The sequence below is a fragment of the Aggregatibacter actinomycetemcomitans genome, from assembly GCF_003130205.1.
Lineage (GTDB): Bacteria > Pseudomonadota > Gammaproteobacteria > Enterobacterales > Pasteurellaceae > Aggregatibacter > Aggregatibacter actinomycetemcomitans_A.
Genome location: NZ_NRDF01000015.1, coordinates 1 through 16,274 on the forward strand (window position 1 = coordinate 1; position 16,274 = coordinate 16,274).

A 16,274-nucleotide genomic window follows, 5' to 3' on the forward strand; every position below is an offset into this window, starting at 1 on the left:
TACCGAACTCAGAAGTGAAATGCCGTAATGCCGATGGTAGTGTGGGGTATCCCCATGTGAGAGTAGGTCACCGCCAAATTTATTACTTTAGTTTATTCAGTCTTGTTAGTAAACTAAAGTAATAAAAATTTTAGTAGTCATAGTGCAGTAGATCCACCTGAATCCATACCGAACTCAGAAGTGAAATGCTGTTACGCCAATGGTAGTGTGGGGTATCCCCATGTGAGAGTAGGTCACTACTAATTCTCATTCTGGAGTGGTAGTTCAGCTGGTTAGAATACCTGCCTGTCACGCAGGGGGTCGCGGGTTCGAGTCCCGTCCATTCCGCCAACTTTTATAATCTTTTCAGGTTATACATATTAGTAGGGGCGTAGTTCAATTGGTAGAGCACCGGTCTCCAAAACCGGGTGTTGGGAGTTCGAGCCTCTCCGCCCCTGCCATTATTTCATTGTAAATTGTCTTTATACATTCTAAATCTAATATTTTTAAATAAGAAAACTGCACTTTAAAATCAGATTAAAAAAGTGATCTGCGCCCTAAAAGTTGGACAGATAACTAAATCTAATTTAAATATTGAGCTCTGTACTGCGCAGGGTCCAAATCGTCTAACCCGAGCTTAATTTGCTCCTGGGTATAATAACGAATATAGCCATGTATCGTCCATTCTGATTCATCAATGTCCTTAAACTGACGGTAATCAACGTGCTGAAAAAACGCTTTATCACCGCATTATCATAACCGTCTCCCCCGTCGGCTCATGTTCTAGATGGCATAAATAAAAGGCGAACCGTTATCTCGTATCAACATCTTACGCCAACGGGCACGTCCATAAAGGCAGTCCTGGTCGGTGTGTATAATCGGTAAATCCGTTTCCTTTAAATTGCCTTAATGTCTTTTTCAACATTGATGAGACCAAACCGAATATCGGGCATCATCCCGTTGTAACGGCGACAATCTCCTGATTGGCTAAGTCCATCATGGGAGAAAGATACAGTTTCTCACGCCCCACCTGACGCTCGGTCTCACATCCGTTTTAGCTCCAGGTATTACCCATTTCTCCTTCAACTTCGTGGCGGTAAAGTTGTATTGCAGCAAATTCATCGCAATATGGCTCGTTTTCCCCACTTCCTTACGTTTTTCACTTTCACATAAGAACGAATTCCCAATGCCAACACTGTTTTACCACTGATGAATATCCCTTCTTTACGTAGTTTTATTCGAATTATTCGATATCAGTTGCCCCCTTCGTTTTGCTGATAAAGGGCGAGAATACGTCGGCGAATGTCGCCGTGGTCTTTGGCTTTTACTGTGTAATAGAGGGCCTAATGGGAGAGCCCGATAATCTTCAATAACAATGGTGTTGAATGCTGACCCTTTAACTCGTTAACGATGTTCCTTTTTTCTATCAGGCTTTTTGCTCGTCCGACTACTTGAACTTTTTTAAGGTAGTATTCTCCGCTCTTAAATACTCCAGTTTCTTAAGTAATGCCTTAATATCTTGAGGATTATTGCAAGTTGACGTTTCTGTTCACTTGGCATTTCCATTTTTCTCGGTGTGATAGTTGATGATGTGATTTTTGAATTCGATTGAATAATGTTTACCCATAATAATCTGCACCTTAATTGGTGGGCTGTAGTGCCTAGCTTTAGGGGGGGCAGATCAAGGTGCGGTTTAGTTTTCCCTTTCATTGAGAAAAAACCGACTTTCCGCTACAATACGCGCCATTCTTTTTCGCAAGCAAAGCACTATGTCAGAAATCAAACTTATCGTCGGGCTTGGCAATCCCGGTGACAAATATGCGGACACCCGTCACAATGCGGGTGTCTGGTTGATGGAGCGTTTGGCGCGCCGTTTTAATGTTATCTTAAATCCAGAAAACAAATTTTTCGGCTACACCGCGCGTGCCGTGGTGAACGGCAAGGAAGTGCGTTTTTTGGTGCCGACGACGTTTATGAATTTAAGCGGCAAAGCGGTGGGCGCGTTGGCGAATTTTTACCGCATTAAACCGGAAGAAATTTTGGTGCTGCACGATGAGTTGGATTTACCGCCCGGCACGGCAAAACTCAAGTTGGGCGGCGGACATGGCGGTCATAACGGGCTGAAAGACATCGTGGCGCAGCTGGGCAATAACAATAATTTTCACCGTTTACGTATCGGCATCGGTCACCCCGGGTATCGCGATTTGGTGGCGGGTTATGTGTTAAATAAGCCCGCGCCAAGCGAACGCGACGCGTTAGACAAAGCGCTGGACGAAGCGACGGATTGCGTGGAATTGCTTTTCAAAGACGGCATGGTGAAAGCCACCAATCGGCTAAACAGTTTTAAAGTTTAATGAACAAAAAGTGCGGTCGTTTTTACGATCGTTTTTCAATAAGGAAAAATTATGGGATTCAAATGTGGCATCGTGGGTTTGCCGAATGTGGGCAAATCGACGCTTTTCAACGCCTTAACCAAAGCCGGAATTGAAGCGGCGAATTATCCGTTTTGTACTATCGAACCGAATACCGGCGTCGTGCCGATGCCTGATCCGCGTTTGGACGCGTTGGCGGAAATCGTTAAGCCGGAACGCGTGTTGCCGACCACCATGGAATTTGTGGACATCGCAGGCTTGGTTGCCGGCGCAAGTAAAGGCGAGGGGCTGGGAAATAAATTCTTGGCGAACATTCGCGAAACCGACGCGATCGGCCATGTGGTGCGTTGTTTTGAAAATGACGACATCGTGCACGTTGCGGGCAAAATCGATCCGTTAAACGACATCGACACCATCAACACCGAACTGGCGTTAGCCGATTTGGACAGCTGCGAACGCGCCATTCAACGCTTGCAAAAACGCGCCAAGGGCGGCGACAAAGAAGCGAAATTTGAGCTTGCCGTAATGGAAAAAATCCTGCCGGTGCTGTCCGAAGCGGGTATGATTCGTTCCGTGCCGTTAGACAAAGACGAATTATTGGCGATTAAAAGCTACAACTTCTTAACCTTAAAACCGACCATGTACATCGCCAACGTGAACGAAGACGGGTTCGAAAACAACCCGTATCTCGACAAAGTACGTGAATTCGCCGAAAAAGAAAGCTCCGTAGTGGTGCCGGTGTGTGCCGCAATCGAAGCGGAAATCGCCGAACTGAACGATGATGAAAAACTGGAATTCCTGCAGGATCTCGGCATTGAAGAACCGGGCTTAAACCGCGTGATTCGCGCCGGTTACGCCTTATTGAATTTACAAACCTACTTCACCGCCGGCGTGAAAGAAGTCCGCGCCTGGACGGTTTCCGTGGGCGCCACCGCCCCGAAAGCCGCCGCCGTGATTCACACGGATTTCGAAAAAGGCTTTATCCGCGCGGAAGTGATCGCTTATGAAGACTTTATTCAATACAAAGGCGAAAACGGCGCGAAAGAAGCAGGAAAATGGCGTTTGGAAGGGAAAGATTACATCGTGCAGGACGGCGATGTAATGCACTTTCGCTTCAACGTATAAAACATTTCAAAAAACCGACCGCACTTTTTAAGTGCGGTATCTTTTTATTTCATTTGAGGAAAGCAAAATATATCAAATATTACAATTCTCGACGGTGCTTAGACAACAATCCGCGATGATCTCAACCCGCAGCAATGCCTCGCCTGGGCACAAAAATGGATCGGCAACGATGCGACTATTGTCGGCGGTTGTTATGGTATCAGACCGGAGCATATCGCGGCGTTGTCGGAAGCGTTTGAATAATTGAAGCAAATCTCCCCTAGTCCCTCTTTACAACAGAGGGGAATGTTCTTCAGATATTTATGTACCGTGATAAAACTACTGTTAGGAGAAATCCATGACTACCTTCACCCAAATTAAACATGACATCATGTCCGATCCGCAAAATGCATCCTTTACCGAGCGCGGTATTGAACCGTTGTTTGCAGCACCGACAGGGGCGCGCATTAATGTTGTCGGACAAGCACCCGGAGTGAAAGCGGAGCAAACCTGTTTGTACTGGAACGATAAAAGCGGCGACCGATTGCGTGAATGGTTGGGTGTGGATCGTGAGACCTTTTATCATTCCGGGCTATTTGCCGTGATCCCCATGGATTTTTATTATCCGGGTAAAGGTAAATCGGGGGATTTGCCGCCGCGTAAAGGTTTTGCAGAAAAATGGCATCCATCGATTTTAGCGGGTTTGCCTAATATCGAACTGACCATTGTAATCGGGCAATATGCGCAGCAATATTACCTGCCGCAGAATAAACGTAATGTCACGGAAACGGTGAAAAATTACCGGGAATTTCTACCGCACTTTTTGCCGTTGGTGCACCCCTCACCGCGTAATCAGCTTTGGCTGGCAAAAAATCCGTGGTTTATGCAGGATGTAGTGCCAACCTTGCGACAACTGATCAAACAAATTCTCTCCCGTTAATTTTCTCTTTCTTAAGGCAAGCATATGTCGCTTTCATTAACCGTATCGGCAAATAAGTAAAAAACATTATGCTCATCACGTTGTGGGTGTTCATCGGTGTGAGACCGCCTTGTGTTATCTACACACGCTCAAAAATGAGCACGATGTGAGTTTGGTAACTGTGCCGGACAGCGCCATTACATTAAATTTATACGCCGCCATTACCATGTTATTCCTCGGTATTCCCGCGTGATTGTAAAAATGCCCGATATGTCCATGGCGGGCTGAAGCTATAAACAGCAGTGAGTGTGAATCAAGGAACACTTCCGCTCCCAAAGAGGCCGGCTTATTCGTAATCCGGGGTAACTTTTACCCCGGATTACATAGCATTGGTTTGCTAGACGCTGAGAAATAAAAGTGCGGTCATTTTCACGAACGTTTTTCAACAGGCAAGGCCGTTAATTAACGATGCATTAAACCTCAATTCCATTAAAAAGTGCGGTACTTAAATAGCGTTCGGCAGCAGACGGTAGGATAACAACGATCAGCTTGTCTTTAAATTCAGGCAGGTTCGCTAAGCGGTCAGCAGCCGCTACAGCAGCACCGGAAGAAATCCCGGCAAGAATCCCTTCTTCCGCCATCAAACGGCGGGCAGTGGCAATGGCGGTGTCGCTATCCACGGTTTCCACGCGATCCACTAAAGAAAGATCTAAGTTTTTCGGAATAAAGCCTGCGCCGATACCTTGAATTTTGTGCGGACCCGGTTTCACTTCTTCGCCCGCGAGCGTTTGAGTGATAACCGGAGACTCTGCCGGTTCCACGGCAACGGAAGTGATTTGTTTACCGTGATCTAATTTAATTGCGCGGGAAATGCCGGTAATCGTACCGCCTGTGCCTACACCGGCAACCAATATGTCAATTTTGCCCTCGGTGCCTTTCCAGATTTCTTCACCGGTGGTTTTGCGGTGAATATCCGGGTTCGCCGGGTTTTCAAATTGTTTTAACATTACATAACGATTCGGATCGGACGCCATGATTTCTTCTGCTTTAGCAATGGAGCCTTTCATTCCTTTGGCACCTTCAGTCAGCACTAAATTTACACCGAGACCACGCAACAAACGTTTACGTTCGGCACTCATGGTCTCCGGCATGGTAAGGGTGATTTTATAACCACGCGCTGCCGCAACATATGCCAATGCAATCCCGGTATTACCGCTGGTGGCATCAACGATTTCTTTGTCTTTCGTCAGCCGGCCGTCTTTTTCCGCCTGCCATATCATGTTAGAACCGATACGACATTTCACGCTGAAACTCGGGTTGCGTCCTTCAATTTTCACGACAATATTGCCGTTGCCGAAATGTTTTAAACGTACTAACGGGGTATTGCCGATAGAATAAGAATTGTCACTGTAAATAGTCATAATATGTTCTCCTGAGGATAAAATAATGAAGTGGCGTTAGTTTTAGCATGAGAACCGCCGATAAAACAATAGCTATTTTTTATAAATCATATAATCAAAAGCTATTTCGTGACGATAACACCGTCGCCGGAAGAGCGACAATTTATGCTCATTTCAGTGCCTGTTTGTTCTTGTTGCGGGCGCTTAAATAACATGCGGTATTCGCTCACCCACATTGCCGTTGCACCACACACTGCCACGGGAATAATCACCAGATTAACCACCGGCACGAAAGTACAAAGCGTCACCAAACCGCCGAAGGTTACCGTCACATTGCGCTTAATCGCCAGTTCGTTTTTCATTATGCCGAAAGGGATTTTGTGGTTATCAAAAGGATAGTCGCAATATTGAATCGCCATCATCCATGCGGTGAATAAAAAAGTCACTACGGGAATCGCGGTTTGTCCCAACAAAGGCGCAAATCCCAACAAAAACAAGGCGATGATTTTCGGCAAACTGTAAACCAACTTTTGCCATTCACGCGCCAGCATACGCGGCACATCTTTCATAAAATCCCACAGAGACATATCCTGCAAATTTTCCCCCGTCAGCATTTTTTCCACCTTTTCCGCCAGCAAGCCGTTAAAAGGCGCGGCGATGAAGCCCGACAGCGTGGTAAAGATGAAATAAAACAGAACGAGAATCATGAGAATGGAAAGCAGCAACAAAACGCCGCTCAACCAACTCAGCCAATCGGGAATGTAGGACATAATGCCGTCAATATAACCGCCGATTTGGTTCACAAAAAGCCAAAACAAACCGCCTAATAACAGCACATTTAACAGGATCGGCATGATCACAAAACGGCGCAGCCCTTTCTGTAAAACCAAATGCCAGCCCATCACAAAATATTCAAAACCGGATTTCATTTCCGCGTGTTTTAACATAGCGTTATCCCTAAGACAAAAAGAGGTTCAGGATACAAAGTGCGGTGAAAAAAATCAAACTTTGTCTATCATCAATTTTGCAAAAATATGATAAGCTTACGACCAACTTGCGTGAATTTTGTATGATTGGAGAGTCGGCAATGGATTTAAATACAATTTTGATTATCTTGGGCGTTATTGCATTATTGGCATTAGTTGCGCACGGAATTTGGTCAAACCGTCGCGAAAAATCCCAATATTTCAAAAACGCCAATACCTTTGCACAAAATCGGCAGCCGAACCGTTTTAATGCGCCGAACCCAACGGCGCGCCCTGCTACAGACGCGCCCATTGCCGCAAAACAAAAACATTCCTTTGTTGAAGGTACGCCGCAGCCACAACAGCAAGCCTTAGATTTTGAAGAAGCAACCGTGCCAAGCCCGACTGAAAACAAATCCATCGAACGCGCCGTAGATGAAATTAAAATCACGCTGCCGAGCGGTATGTCAAACGCATTCCATCAGGCGGAACCTGTGCCGCAATACGCACAAAGTGAACAAGGGCTACAGCAGCCATTACAACCTTCGCAACCGATCCCAAGCATGCCAAACGACACGCCGTTTAAACCTTACGGCGAGCCGTCGCCTTACGCCGATCCGAACCGCGTTTCCATCACGCAAATGGAGGAAGAATACACCACGCCGACAGTTTCATTAACGCCGTTGGAACAGGAAAGCCACGAACCGACTGCAGAAACGCAAGTGGCGCCGCAACCGACGGCAAACAAAGGGGAAAATCCGGCGAAACCGTCTTTCATTATGTTGTATGTGGTGGCGCCGGAAAATCGTGAATTCAACGGCGGACGCTTGGCGCAAGCCCTGGACGGCTTAGGCTTTATTTTCGGCGATCAGCACATTTATCACCGCCATCTGGATTTAACCTCTGCCAGCCCGGTGCTATTCAGCGTCGCCAATTTACAACAGCCCGGCACTTTTGATCCTTACGACATGGACAACCTGTTCACCGTGGGCATTGCGCTGTTCATGCAATTACCTTCCCCGGGCAACGACACCGTCAATTTAAAAACCATGATTCGCGCCGCCCGCAATTTGGCGGACGAACTGGGCGGCTTCGTGTTGACCGACAAACAGGAAATTTTCAACGACCACGCCGAACAGGAATATTTAGCCAAAGTGGCTTAATCATGGCGGCGGCTTAAAAACGTTTTCAAAAACGACCGCACTTTTCGCTCACCGAGCACCTCAAAAGTGCGGTCATTTTTTTCGGTATTTTTTACGGAATCACAATGACAACCTCAATTCAACAACAGATCGACGACCTCAGAAAAACCTTACGTCACCACGAATATCAATACCACGTTTTAGACGATCCGCAGATTCCCGACAGCGAATACGATCGCCTGTTTCATCAACTCAAAGCTTTGGAACAACAACATCCCGCACTGGTCACCGCCGATTCGCCGACTCAACGCGTGGGCGCGCGTCCGTTGTCCGAATTTGCACAAATTCGCCATGAAATTCCCATGTTATCCTTGGATAACGCCTTTTCCGATGAGGAATTTTTCGCCTTCGTCAAACGCATCCAGGATCGCCTGGCACTCGTGCCGGAACCGCTGACCTTTTGCTGCGAACCGAAACTGGACGGTTTAGCCGTCAGCATTTTGTATGTGAACGGCGTCCTCAGCCAAGCGGCAACCCGTGGCGACGGCACTACCGGCGAAGACATCACGCAAAATATCCGCACCATTCGCAACATTCCGTTGCAACTGCTGGCGGATAATCCACCGGCGCGTTTGGAAGTGCGCGGTGAGGTGTTCATGCCGCACGCGGGCTTTGAACGGTTAAACGAACGCGCGTTGGAACACGGCGAGAAAACCTTTGCCAATCCGCGTAATGCGGCGGCGGGCTCATTACGCCAGTTGGATCCGAAAATCACCAGCCAGCGCCCGTTAATGCTCAATGCGTATAGTATCGGTATTGCCGAAGGCGTGGAACTGCCGCCGACCCATTTTGAACGCCTGCAGTGGCTGAAATCCGTTGGTATCCCGGTGAACAATGAAATTCAGTTGTGCGACGGCATTGAAAACGTTTTAAATTTCTACCGCACGATTATGGCAAAACGCAGTTCCCTAGGCTATGACATTGATGGCGCGGTGCTGAAAATCAACGATATTGCGCTGCAACAACGCCTCGGTTTTATTTCCAAAGCGCCGCGTTGGGCGATTGCCTATAAATTCCCCGCACAAGAAGAGCTGACCGTGCTCAATGATGTGGAGTTTCAAGTAGGGCGCACCGGGGCGATTACACCGGTTGCCAAGCTCCAACCGGTTTTCGTGGCAGGCGTAACAGTAAGCAACGCGACCCTACACAACGGCGACGAAATCGCCCGCCTGACCATTGCCATCGGCGACACCGTAATAATCCGTCGCGCGGGCGATGTGATTCCGCAAATTATCGGCGTGGCGCATGATCGCCGTCCGGCGGATGCGCGCCAAATTGTTTTTCCGACACACTGCCCGGTATGCAGTTCCTTAATCGTTCGCATTGAAGGGGAAGCCGTTGCACGCTGCACCGGCGGATTATTCTGCGCGGCGCAACGCAAAGAAGCGTTAAAACACTTCGTGTCACGCAAAGCCATGGATATCGACGGCGTGGGTGGCAAGCTCATTGAACAGCTGGTGGATCGCGAATTGATTCATACCCCGGCAGATTTGTTTAAATTAGATTTAACCACTCTCACCCGCCTTGAACGGATGGGGCCGAAATCCGCCGAAAATGCTTTAACCAGCTTAGAAAAAGCGAAAAATACCACCCTTGCCCGTTTCATTTTCGCCCTGGGCATTCGTGATGTGGGCGAAGCCACTGCGTTAAATCTGGCAAATCATTTCAAGACTTTGGAAGCGTTGCAAAATGCCGATTTGGAGCAGTTACAACAGGTGCCCGACGTGGGTGAGGTGGTAGCGAATCGCATTTTTGTATTCTGGCGTGAAGCGCATAATGTCACCGTGGTGGAAGATCTCATCGCCCAAGGCGTACATTGGGAAACCGTTGAAGTGCAGGAAGTGAAGGAAAATCCGTTCAAAGATAAAACCGTGGTGCTCACCGGTACCCTCTCGCAAATGGGACGCAACGACGCCAAAGCCTTGTTACAACAACTCGGCGCCAAAGTCAGCGGCAGCGTTTCCGCCAAAACCGACTATGTTATCGCCGGTGAAGCTGCCGGCTCGAAACTGAGCAAAGCGGCGGAATTAGGCGTACAGGTGTTGAGTGAAGAAGAATTTTTGGCATGGCTCAACGAATAATAAACGGGACAGGCTTGATGTATGCCCTCATAAAAAACATTTGAAAAAACGACCGCACTTTTCCGCCGTTACTCCGCCATTTTCTCCTTATAATGCAAACGGCACACGGAAAGGTAGCTGTCGTTGCCGCCGATTTGGATTTGATCGCCTTGTTTAACCACTTCGCCCCGTTCGTTAATACGCAACACGAAATTAGCTTTGCGTCCGCAGTAACAAATGGTTTTGAGTTCTTCCAGCTGATCCGCCCACGCCAGTAAATAGCGGCTGCCTTCAAATAATTCCGCTTGGAAATCGGTGCGCAAACCATAGCACAACACGGGAATGTGCAGTTTATCCACCACATCACTCAGTTGATAAACCTGTTCTTTGGTTAAAAACTGGGCTTCATCCACCAAAATGCAATGGAGCGGTTCCTGCGCCAAATGTTGTTCGATTTCAGCGAACAAATCCGTATTGCGGGCAAAGGTATTCGCCTGTTCGCTAATCCCGATGCGGGAAGTCACCTGCCCTACACCGAAACGATCGTCTATCGCCGCCGTATAAACCAGCGTGTTCATGTTACGTTCGCGGTAGTTATAGGAAGATTGCAGCAATGTGGTGGATTTTCCCGCATTCATGGTGGAATAGTAGAAATACAATTTAGCCATGTTTATTTAAGCACCCAGCGCCAGAAATGATAGCAAATAAAGCCCGTCACCGGCGGCAGCGCGGCTAAAATAAGCACGCCGATGGTGGTGCGCCCGCCCGCCATTTTGCCGACTTCCGTTAAGAAATCGATCAGCACGTCCGTGGGCGTGGTAAACACGAAAAAGGCGATAATCGCTAACATAACGAAACAGCCGATGCCGGCGGCACGCATTGCTCTGAATTTGATTTTGTCCATTTGTTTTCCTTTTTATTGAAAGTGCGGTCGAAAATTTATGTGTTTTTTCCACCGCACTTTTGGGTTAAATCGCGGTTAATTCGGTCATCGCCCAACGAGGACGGACTTCAATTGCCAATCCTTGTTGCTGCCCCTGTTTTAAACGTAAAAAACCGGCATAGGCGATCATGGCACCGTTGTCCGTGCAAAATTGCGGCTGCGGGTAAAACACCTCACCGCCCAGTTTTTGCATAAGCTCCGCCAAGGTTTGACGCAACTGTTTATTGGCACTCACGCCGCCGGCAATCACTAAACGCTGCAAGCAGGTTTGTTTTAACGCACGCTTACATTTGATTGCCAGCGTGTCCACCACTGCTTCCTGGAAGGCGTAGGCAATATCCGCCTTGCTTTGTTCGCTCAGTTCGCCCTCTTCCTGTAACACCTGATGAAGGGTGTTGGCGGCGAAGGTTTTTAGACCGGAAAAGCTGAAATCCAAGCCGGGGCGATCGGTCATCGGGCGCGGAAAGGCAAAACGATTCGGTGTGCCATAAAGCGCCAAACGTGCCAACGCCGCCCCGCCCGGGTAATCCAAACCGAGCAATTTGGCGGTTTTATCAAAGGCCTCGCCTGCCGCGTCGTCGATGGATTCACCCAACAATTCATAACGCCCTACACCGTCCACCCGCACCAATTGGGTATGCCCGCCGGACACCAACAGCGCCACAAAGGGAAAGTGCGGTGGATTTTCCTCAAGCATGGGCGCCAACAAATGCCCTTCCATGTGATGTACGCCGATTGCCGGCACATTCCACGCGTAAGCCAAGGCGCGCGCAACGGTAGAACCCACCAACAACGCGCCGACCAAGCCCGGACCGCTGGTATAAGCCACGCCATCAATGTCTTCGGGGGTTAAATTCGCTTCTTTTAATGCGGCTTGTAATAGTGGCGCCAGTTTGCGGATATGATCGCGCGACGCCAGTTCCGGCACCACGCCGCCGTAATCCGCGTGCAAGGCGATTTGGGTATGAAGTTGGTTGGCGACCAAGCCTTTTTCTTCGTCATAAATGGCAACGCCCGTTTCATCACAGGACGTTTCAATGCCTAAAATTCGCATTTGAGTTCTCTTTTTTATGGGTTTTATTGGCGCCAAATTTTACCCGCTTTACATGATTTTAACCAGTTTTCCGATGCGGATTTCAGGAAACCCTCAATCTGCCCTTTACTTTCATGCGTAATTTGGATTAAAATTGCGTCCTTTATTGAATCTGCCGCAGGCGCGGCAACAAATAAAAATTTAAATTGCAATTAAATTAATTAAACTCATTGAGGTGATTGGCTTATGCCTGTAATTAAAGTTCGTGAAAATGAATCCTTTGACGTAGCATTACGTCGTTTCAAACGCTCTTGCGAAAAAGCTGGTATTTTAGCAGAAGTTCGTGCTCGTGAATTCTACGAAAAACCAACAACCATTCGTAAACGTGAAAATGCAACCCGTGCAAAACGTCACGCAAAACGCTTAGCCCGTGAAAACGCACGCAACACACGTTTATACTAATTAACAGCATTTTTAACTCGAGTTATAAAAACCGTGAATCTTTCCAGGCTCACGGTTTTATTTTCTCTCAATCTCATCAGTTAGGCTCATATTTCGTTCACAATAAGAGGCAGAATACTCGATGAAAGGCTCCATCCCACGTACCTTCATAGACGATATTTTAACCAAAGTTAACATCGTCGATTTAATCAATTCCCGCGTAAAACTGAAAAAAGCCGGTCGTGATTATCAAGCCTGCTGCCCGTTTCATCACGAAAAAACGCCGTCTTTTACGGTGAGCGACAAAAAGCAGTTTTATCATTGTTTCGGTTGCGGCGCGCACGGCAACGCCATTTCCTTTTTGATGGAATATGACAAGCTGGAATTTGTGGAAGCGGTGGAAGAACTGGCGGGCTTTCTCGGCTTGGAAATTCCCTACGAAAAACGACCGCACTTTAACGACGGCGGCAAACAGATCGGTTTCCAAACCAAGCGAAATCTGTATGAGTTAATGCAGGAAATCGCCAAATTTTACCAACAGCAACTGCCGTTAAATATTCCCGCGCAAAGTTATCTGCAACAACGCGGGCTGTCGGCGGAGGTGATTGAGCGCTTTCAAATCGGCTATGTGCCGAACGCCATGGATGCCGTCTATCGACAATTCGGTAAAACCCGTGAGGAACAGCAAAAACTGTTCGATTTGGGCATGCTGTCGCGTAACGATCGCGGTAATGTATACGATAAATTCCGCAATCGGATTATGTTTCCCATTCGCGATCGGCGCGGTCGCACCGTTGCTTTCGGCGGACGGGTTTTAACCGATGAAAAACCGAAATACCTGAACTCGCCGGAAACCGTGACCTACCACAAAGGGAGCGAGCTTTACGGTTTATATGAAGCCTTACAAGCGGACGCTTCACCTCAAAAATTGCTGGTCGTCGAAGGCTATATGGATGTGGTGGCGTTGGCGCAGTTCGGTGTAAATTATGCGGTGGCGTCTCTCGGCACCTCTACAACGTCGGAACAAATTCAGTTACTTTTCCGCGCCACGGAACAGGTGGTTTGCTGTTATGACGGCGACCGTGCAGGACGGGATGCGGCTTGGCGCGCCTTAGAAAATGCCCTGCCGTATTTGGAAGACGGTCGTCAGCTGAAATTTATCTTTTTACCCGACGGCGAAGATCCCGATACTTTTATTCGTCAATACGGCAAACAGGGCTTTGAAGAATATCTCGACAATGCACAGTCTCTAAGTGAATTTTTATTCGCTCATTTAACGCCGCAAGTGGATTTTTCCTCAAAAGAAGGCAAAGCCAAACTTGCCGCACTGGCAATTCCGTTAATTAAGCAAATTCCCGGCGATGTGCTACGTTTGGATTTACGCAATACGCTCGCTAAAAAATTAGGGATTTTGGATCCCGCGCAGCTGGAGAGCATGATCCCGAATCAGGCAAAAACGGAAGAAGCTGTCGCATCAACCATTCAATTTAAACGCACCCCAATGCGTATTCTGATTGCATTGCTGTTACAAAATCCGGAATTGGTGAAATTTGTGCCGGATTTGGAACCTTTAAGAAATCTTAATGAACCGGGTTACGATTTGCTCGCAGAATTGACCGCACTTTGCCGTGAAAAAGTAGGGATTAGTTCGGGACAATTGTTGGAACATTGGCGCGATACAACACAGCAAAACACGCTTGAAAAATTGCTCGCGTGGAACCATTTGATTGAAGACGATAAGATTGAAGACACGTTCCGCGAAACATTACGTTATTTCTATCTGCAACTCGTTGATAAACGAATAAATTGGCTCATCGCTAAAGATCGCGCGAATGGCTTGGATCTGAACGAGAAAAAAGAACTTTCACATTTGTTAGTAAAAAAACAAGAAAAGAGATAGTTAAACCATGTTAACGATGATAAAATCCCCGGCATTTTATCTTTTCCAAATAAGTAAGCAAGGCGGATATTAAATATGGATCAAAATCCACAGTCTCAATTGAAACTACTCATCGCACAAGGGAAAGAGCAAGGTTATTTAACCTACGCCGAGGTAAATGACAGCCTCCCCGAAGAATTAGTCGATGCAGATCAAATTGAAGATATTATTCAGATGATCAATGATATGGGAATTCAGGTGTTGGAGACCGCACCAGATGCCGATGATCTGATGCTCAATGAAAATATCACCGATGAAGATGTCGTTGAAGAAGCAACCCAAGTATTATCCAGCGTGGAAGCAGAATTAGGGCGGACTACCGACCCTGTACGTATGTATATGCGTGAAATGGGTAGCGTAGAATTGCTTACCCGTGAAGGCGAAATTGATATTGCCAAACGCATTGAAGAAGGTATTAACGAAGTACAAAGCGCCATTGCCGCTTACCCTGAAGCCATCACTTACTTAATTGAGCAATATGATTTGGTAGAAAACGGCGGTGTACGCTTAGCCGACTTAATCACCGGTTTCGTTGATCCTAATATGCTAAGCGAATCCGAGACTGAAGAATTGGCAGAAGATTTTAATTCCGAAGAAGATGGCGGTATTGATAATGAACACGAGGAGGAAGAAGATAACGAAGAGGTCAGTAGCGATGACAGTGATAGTGATAACAGTATTGATCCTGAAATTGCACGGGAAAAATTTACCGCACTTAAGCAGCAACATCAAAAGACCTTAGAAAGCATTGCCAAACATGGTCGTACGGCGAAAAAAGCAAAAGATGAAATTCAAGTGTTATCAGACATCTTCACTCAATTTCGCTTAGTACCAAAACAATTCGATATGCTCGTGCTATCTATACGTGGCATTATGAAACGTGTTCGCAGCCAGGAACGTTTCATTCAACGGATTGTGGTGGAAAATGCTAAAATGCCAAAATCCGGTTTCCAAAAAAGCTTTATAGGACATGAAACAACTGATACGTGGTTGGTGAAGGCCTTGTCTGCCGGTAAATCCTGGTCGGAAAAGTTGGCACAATATGAAAACCAATTACGCCAAGCCATCACCAATTTTGTGCAAATCGAACAAGATACCCATCTGACGATTCCACAAATCCGAGAAATCGGCGAGCGCATCACACAAGGTGAATTAAAAGCCCGTCGTGCAAAAAAAGAAATGGTAGAAGCAAACCTGCGCTTGGTGATTTCTATTGCTAAAAAATACACCAATCGCGGATTACAATTTCTTGATCTTATTCAAGAGGGTAATATCGGCTTAATGAAAGCAGTAGATAAATTTGAATACCGGCGCGGCTATAAATTCTCTACTTATGCCACTTGGTGGATTCGTCAGGCAATTACCCGTTCTATTGCCGACCAAGCCCGTACCATTCGTATTCCGGTACACATGATTGAAACTATTAACAAACTCAATCGTATTTCTCGTCAAATGCTGCAGGAAATGGGGCGCGAAGCCTCGCCGGAAGAACTGGCAGAACGTATGGGAATGCCGGAAGATAAAATTCGTAAAGTGCTGAAGATTGCGAAAGAGCCGATTTCGATGGAAACCCCAATTGGCGATGACGATGATTCCCATTTGGGGGACTTCATTGAGGACTCAACCTTAGAGCTTCCGTTAGATTCCGCGACCGTGCAAAGCCTGAAAGCAGCAACGCATGAAATACTGGAAGGTTTAACCCCACGGGAGGCCAAAGTCTTGCGTATGCGCTTTGGTATCGACATGAATACCGATCATACTTTAGAAGAAGTGGGCAAACAATTTGACGTAACCCGTGAACGTATTCGCCAAATCGAAGCCAAAGCATTACGTAAACTGCGCCATCCAAGCCGTTCCGAGACTTTACGCAGCTTTCTGGATGAGTAATTCATAATACAATAACAATCCGCACGTACA

Annotated in this window: 15 protein-coding genes, 2 tRNA genes, 2 rRNA genes and 1 pseudogene; 14 read left to right on the plus strand and 6 right to left on the minus strand. The window is 47.1% G+C overall.

Going from position 1 to position 16,274, the window contains the following annotated elements; all coding sequences use genetic code 11:
• From rrf (DK423_RS11700) to DK423_RS09295, 4 genes are all read left to right on the plus strand, one after another.
• A 5S ribosomal RNA gene (gene rrf / locus DK423_RS11700) occupies positions 1 to 79 on the plus strand; the annotation flags it as partial.
• A gap of 50 nt (positions 80 to 129) precedes the next feature.
• Positions 130 to 245 (plus strand): 5S ribosomal RNA (gene rrf / locus DK423_RS09285).
• 8 nt (positions 246 to 253) lie between these two features.
• Positions 254 to 330, plus strand: a tRNA-Asp gene (locus DK423_RS09290).
• A gap of 34 nt (positions 331 to 364) precedes the next feature.
• Positions 365 to 440: transfer RNA gene (locus DK423_RS09295), tRNA-Trp, on the plus strand.
• 121 nt (positions 441 to 561) lie between these two features.
• Here the strand turns inward: DK423_RS09295 and DK423_RS11670 are convergent.
• Positions 562 to 684, minus strand: a pseudogene (locus tag DK423_RS11670) (IS3 family transposase); the annotation flags it as partial.
• Positions 685 to 1,748: 1,064 nt separating this feature from the next.
• Between DK423_RS11670 and pth the strand changes: the two are divergent.
• The 5 genes from pth (at position 1,749) to DK423_RS11535 (ending at position 4,627) form a co-directional block, all read left to right on the plus strand.
• Positions 1,749 to 2,333 carry an aminoacyl-tRNA hydrolase gene (gene pth / locus DK423_RS09305; protein ID WP_005557430.1) on the plus strand — a complete coding sequence of 195 codons (585 nt, stop codon included), beginning with the start codon at positions 1,749 to 1,751 and terminating at the stop codon, positions 2,331 to 2,333.
• A 51-nt stretch (positions 2,334 to 2,384) separates the two neighbouring features.
• Positions 2,385 to 3,476: a redox-regulated ATPase YchF gene (ychF, locus tag DK423_RS09310; protein ID WP_005557427.1), complete on the plus strand. Its 1,092-nt coding sequence runs from the start codon at positions 2,385 to 2,387 to the stop codon at positions 3,474 to 3,476.
• Positions 3,477 to 3,584: 108 nt separating this feature from the next.
• On the plus strand, positions 3,585 to 3,719 hold the full coding sequence (locus DK423_RS11530) for a homocysteine S-methyltransferase family protein (protein WP_080567487.1): 135 nt from the start codon (positions 3,585 to 3,587) through the stop codon (positions 3,717 to 3,719).
• A gap of 94 nt (positions 3,720 to 3,813) precedes the next feature.
• The gene (locus tag DK423_RS09320; protein WP_005557425.1) at positions 3,814 to 4,395 is read left to right on the plus strand and encodes a uracil-DNA glycosylase family protein; all 582 of its coding nucleotides are present in this window, start codon (positions 3,814 to 3,816) and stop codon (positions 4,393 to 4,395) included.
• A 109-nt stretch (positions 4,396 to 4,504) separates the two neighbouring features.
• Positions 4,505 to 4,627, plus strand: a complete 123-nt coding sequence (locus DK423_RS11535; protein ID WP_005557423.1) for a hypothetical protein — start codon at positions 4,505 to 4,507, stop codon at positions 4,625 to 4,627.
• A gap of 220 nt (positions 4,628 to 4,847) precedes the next feature.
• Here DK423_RS11535 and cysK read toward each other — a convergent pair whose 3' ends face one another.
• Together cysK and cysZ are read right to left on the minus strand one after the other, a co-directional pair.
• Entirely contained in the window at positions 4,848 to 5,795 is a 948-nt protein-coding gene (gene cysK / locus DK423_RS09325) for a cysteine synthase A (protein ID WP_005576095.1), read from the minus strand.
• 101 nt (positions 5,796 to 5,896) lie between these two features.
• The gene (cysZ, locus tag DK423_RS09330; protein WP_005557419.1) at positions 5,897 to 6,721 is read right to left on the minus strand and encodes a sulfate transporter CysZ; all 825 of its coding nucleotides are present in this window, start codon (positions 6,719 to 6,721) and stop codon (positions 5,897 to 5,899) included.
• Positions 6,722 to 6,861: 140 nt separating this feature from the next.
• On the opposite strand from cysZ, the gene zipA reads away from it, so the two are divergent.
• Positions 6,862 to 7,902: a cell division protein ZipA gene (gene zipA / locus DK423_RS09335; protein ID WP_032996677.1), complete on the plus strand. Its 1,041-nt coding sequence runs from the start codon at positions 6,862 to 6,864 to the stop codon at positions 7,900 to 7,902.
• 104 nt (positions 7,903 to 8,006) lie between these two features.
• On the plus strand, positions 8,007 to 10,022 hold the full coding sequence (ligA, locus tag DK423_RS09340; RefSeq protein WP_005557416.1) for an NAD-dependent DNA ligase LigA: 2,016 nt from the start codon (positions 8,007 to 8,009) through the stop codon (positions 10,020 to 10,022).
• 68 nt (positions 10,023 to 10,090) lie between these two features.
• On the opposite strand, the gene DK423_RS09345 is transcribed toward ligA, so the two are convergent.
• The 3 genes from DK423_RS09345 to tsaD all read right to left on the minus strand — a co-directional run bounded on the left by DK423_RS09345 (position 10,091) and on the right by tsaD (position 11,998).
• Positions 10,091 to 10,669: a thymidine kinase gene (locus DK423_RS09345; RefSeq protein ID WP_005557414.1), complete on the minus strand. Its 579-nt coding sequence runs from the start codon at positions 10,667 to 10,669 to the stop codon at positions 10,091 to 10,093.
• A gap of 2 nt (positions 10,670 to 10,671) precedes the next feature.
• On the minus strand, positions 10,672 to 10,905 hold the full coding sequence (locus DK423_RS09350) for a hypothetical protein (RefSeq protein WP_005548460.1): 234 nt from the start codon (positions 10,903 to 10,905) through the stop codon (positions 10,672 to 10,674).
• 64 nt (positions 10,906 to 10,969) lie between these two features.
• Positions 10,970 to 11,998, minus strand: coding sequence for a tRNA (adenosine(37)-N6)-threonylcarbamoyltransferase complex transferase subunit TsaD (gene tsaD / locus DK423_RS09355; RefSeq protein ID WP_005557411.1), 1,029 nt, complete (start codon positions 11,996 to 11,998; stop codon positions 10,970 to 10,972).
• Positions 11,999 to 12,223: 225 nt separating this feature from the next.
• Here tsaD and rpsU point away from each other — a divergent pair, with 225 nt between their 5' ends.
• From rpsU to rpoD, 3 genes are all read left to right on the plus strand, one after another.
• Positions 12,224 to 12,439 (plus strand): 30S ribosomal protein S21, encoded by a 216-nt coding sequence (gene rpsU, locus DK423_RS09360; protein ID WP_005537983.1) that lies wholly within the window; start codon positions 12,224 to 12,226, stop codon positions 12,437 to 12,439.
• Positions 12,440 to 12,560: 121 nt separating this feature from the next.
• A complete protein-coding gene (gene dnaG / locus DK423_RS09365; RefSeq protein WP_005557407.1) occupies positions 12,561 to 14,318 on the plus strand; it encodes a DNA primase in 1,758 nt (585 codons plus the stop codon).
• A 75-nt stretch (positions 14,319 to 14,393) separates the two neighbouring features.
• A complete protein-coding gene (gene rpoD, locus DK423_RS09370; protein WP_005557405.1) occupies positions 14,394 to 16,244 on the plus strand; it encodes an RNA polymerase sigma factor RpoD in 1,851 nt (616 codons plus the stop codon).
• Positions 16,245 to 16,274 lie beyond the last annotated feature (30 nt).

Excerpts from the sequence above, each read along its gene's own strand:
- DK423_RS09350 (WP_005548460.1), bottom strand. The coding sequence starts at position 10,905 with ATGGACAAAATCAAATTCAGAGCAATGCGTGCCGCCGGCATCGGCTGT.
- ychF (WP_005557427.1), top strand. The coding sequence starts at position 2,385 with ATGGGATTCAAATGTGGCATCGTGGGTTTGCCGAATGTGGGCAAATCG.
- ligA (WP_005557416.1), top strand. The coding sequence starts at position 8,007 with ATGACAACCTCAATTCAACAACAGATCGACGACCTCAGAAAAACCTTA.
- DK423_RS09320 (WP_005557425.1), top strand. The coding sequence starts at position 3,814 with ATGACTACCTTCACCCAAATTAAACATGACATCATGTCCGATCCGCAA.
- rpsU (WP_005537983.1), top strand. The coding sequence starts at position 12,224 with ATGCCTGTAATTAAAGTTCGTGAAAATGAATCCTTTGACGTAGCATTA.
- tsaD (WP_005557411.1), bottom strand. The coding sequence starts at position 11,998 with ATGCGAATTTTAGGCATTGAAACGTCCTGTGATGAAACGGGCGTTGCC.
- dnaG (WP_005557407.1), top strand. The coding sequence starts at position 12,561 with ATGAAAGGCTCCATCCCACGTACCTTCATAGACGATATTTTAACCAAA.
- cysK (WP_005576095.1), bottom strand. The coding sequence starts at position 5,795 with ATGACTATTTACAGTGACAATTCTTATTCTATCGGCAATACCCCGTTA.
- pth (WP_005557430.1), top strand. The coding sequence starts at position 1,749 with ATGTCAGAAATCAAACTTATCGTCGGGCTTGGCAATCCCGGTGACAAA.
- zipA (WP_032996677.1), top strand. The coding sequence starts at position 6,862 with ATGGATTTAAATACAATTTTGATTATCTTGGGCGTTATTGCATTATTG.
- DK423_RS09345 (WP_005557414.1), bottom strand. The coding sequence starts at position 10,669 with ATGGCTAAATTGTATTTCTACTATTCCACCATGAATGCGGGAAAATCC.
- cysZ (WP_005557419.1), bottom strand. The coding sequence starts at position 6,721 with ATGTTAAAACACGCGGAAATGAAATCCGGTTTTGAATATTTTGTGATG.
- rpoD (WP_005557405.1), top strand. The coding sequence starts at position 14,394 with ATGGATCAAAATCCACAGTCTCAATTGAAACTACTCATCGCACAAGGG.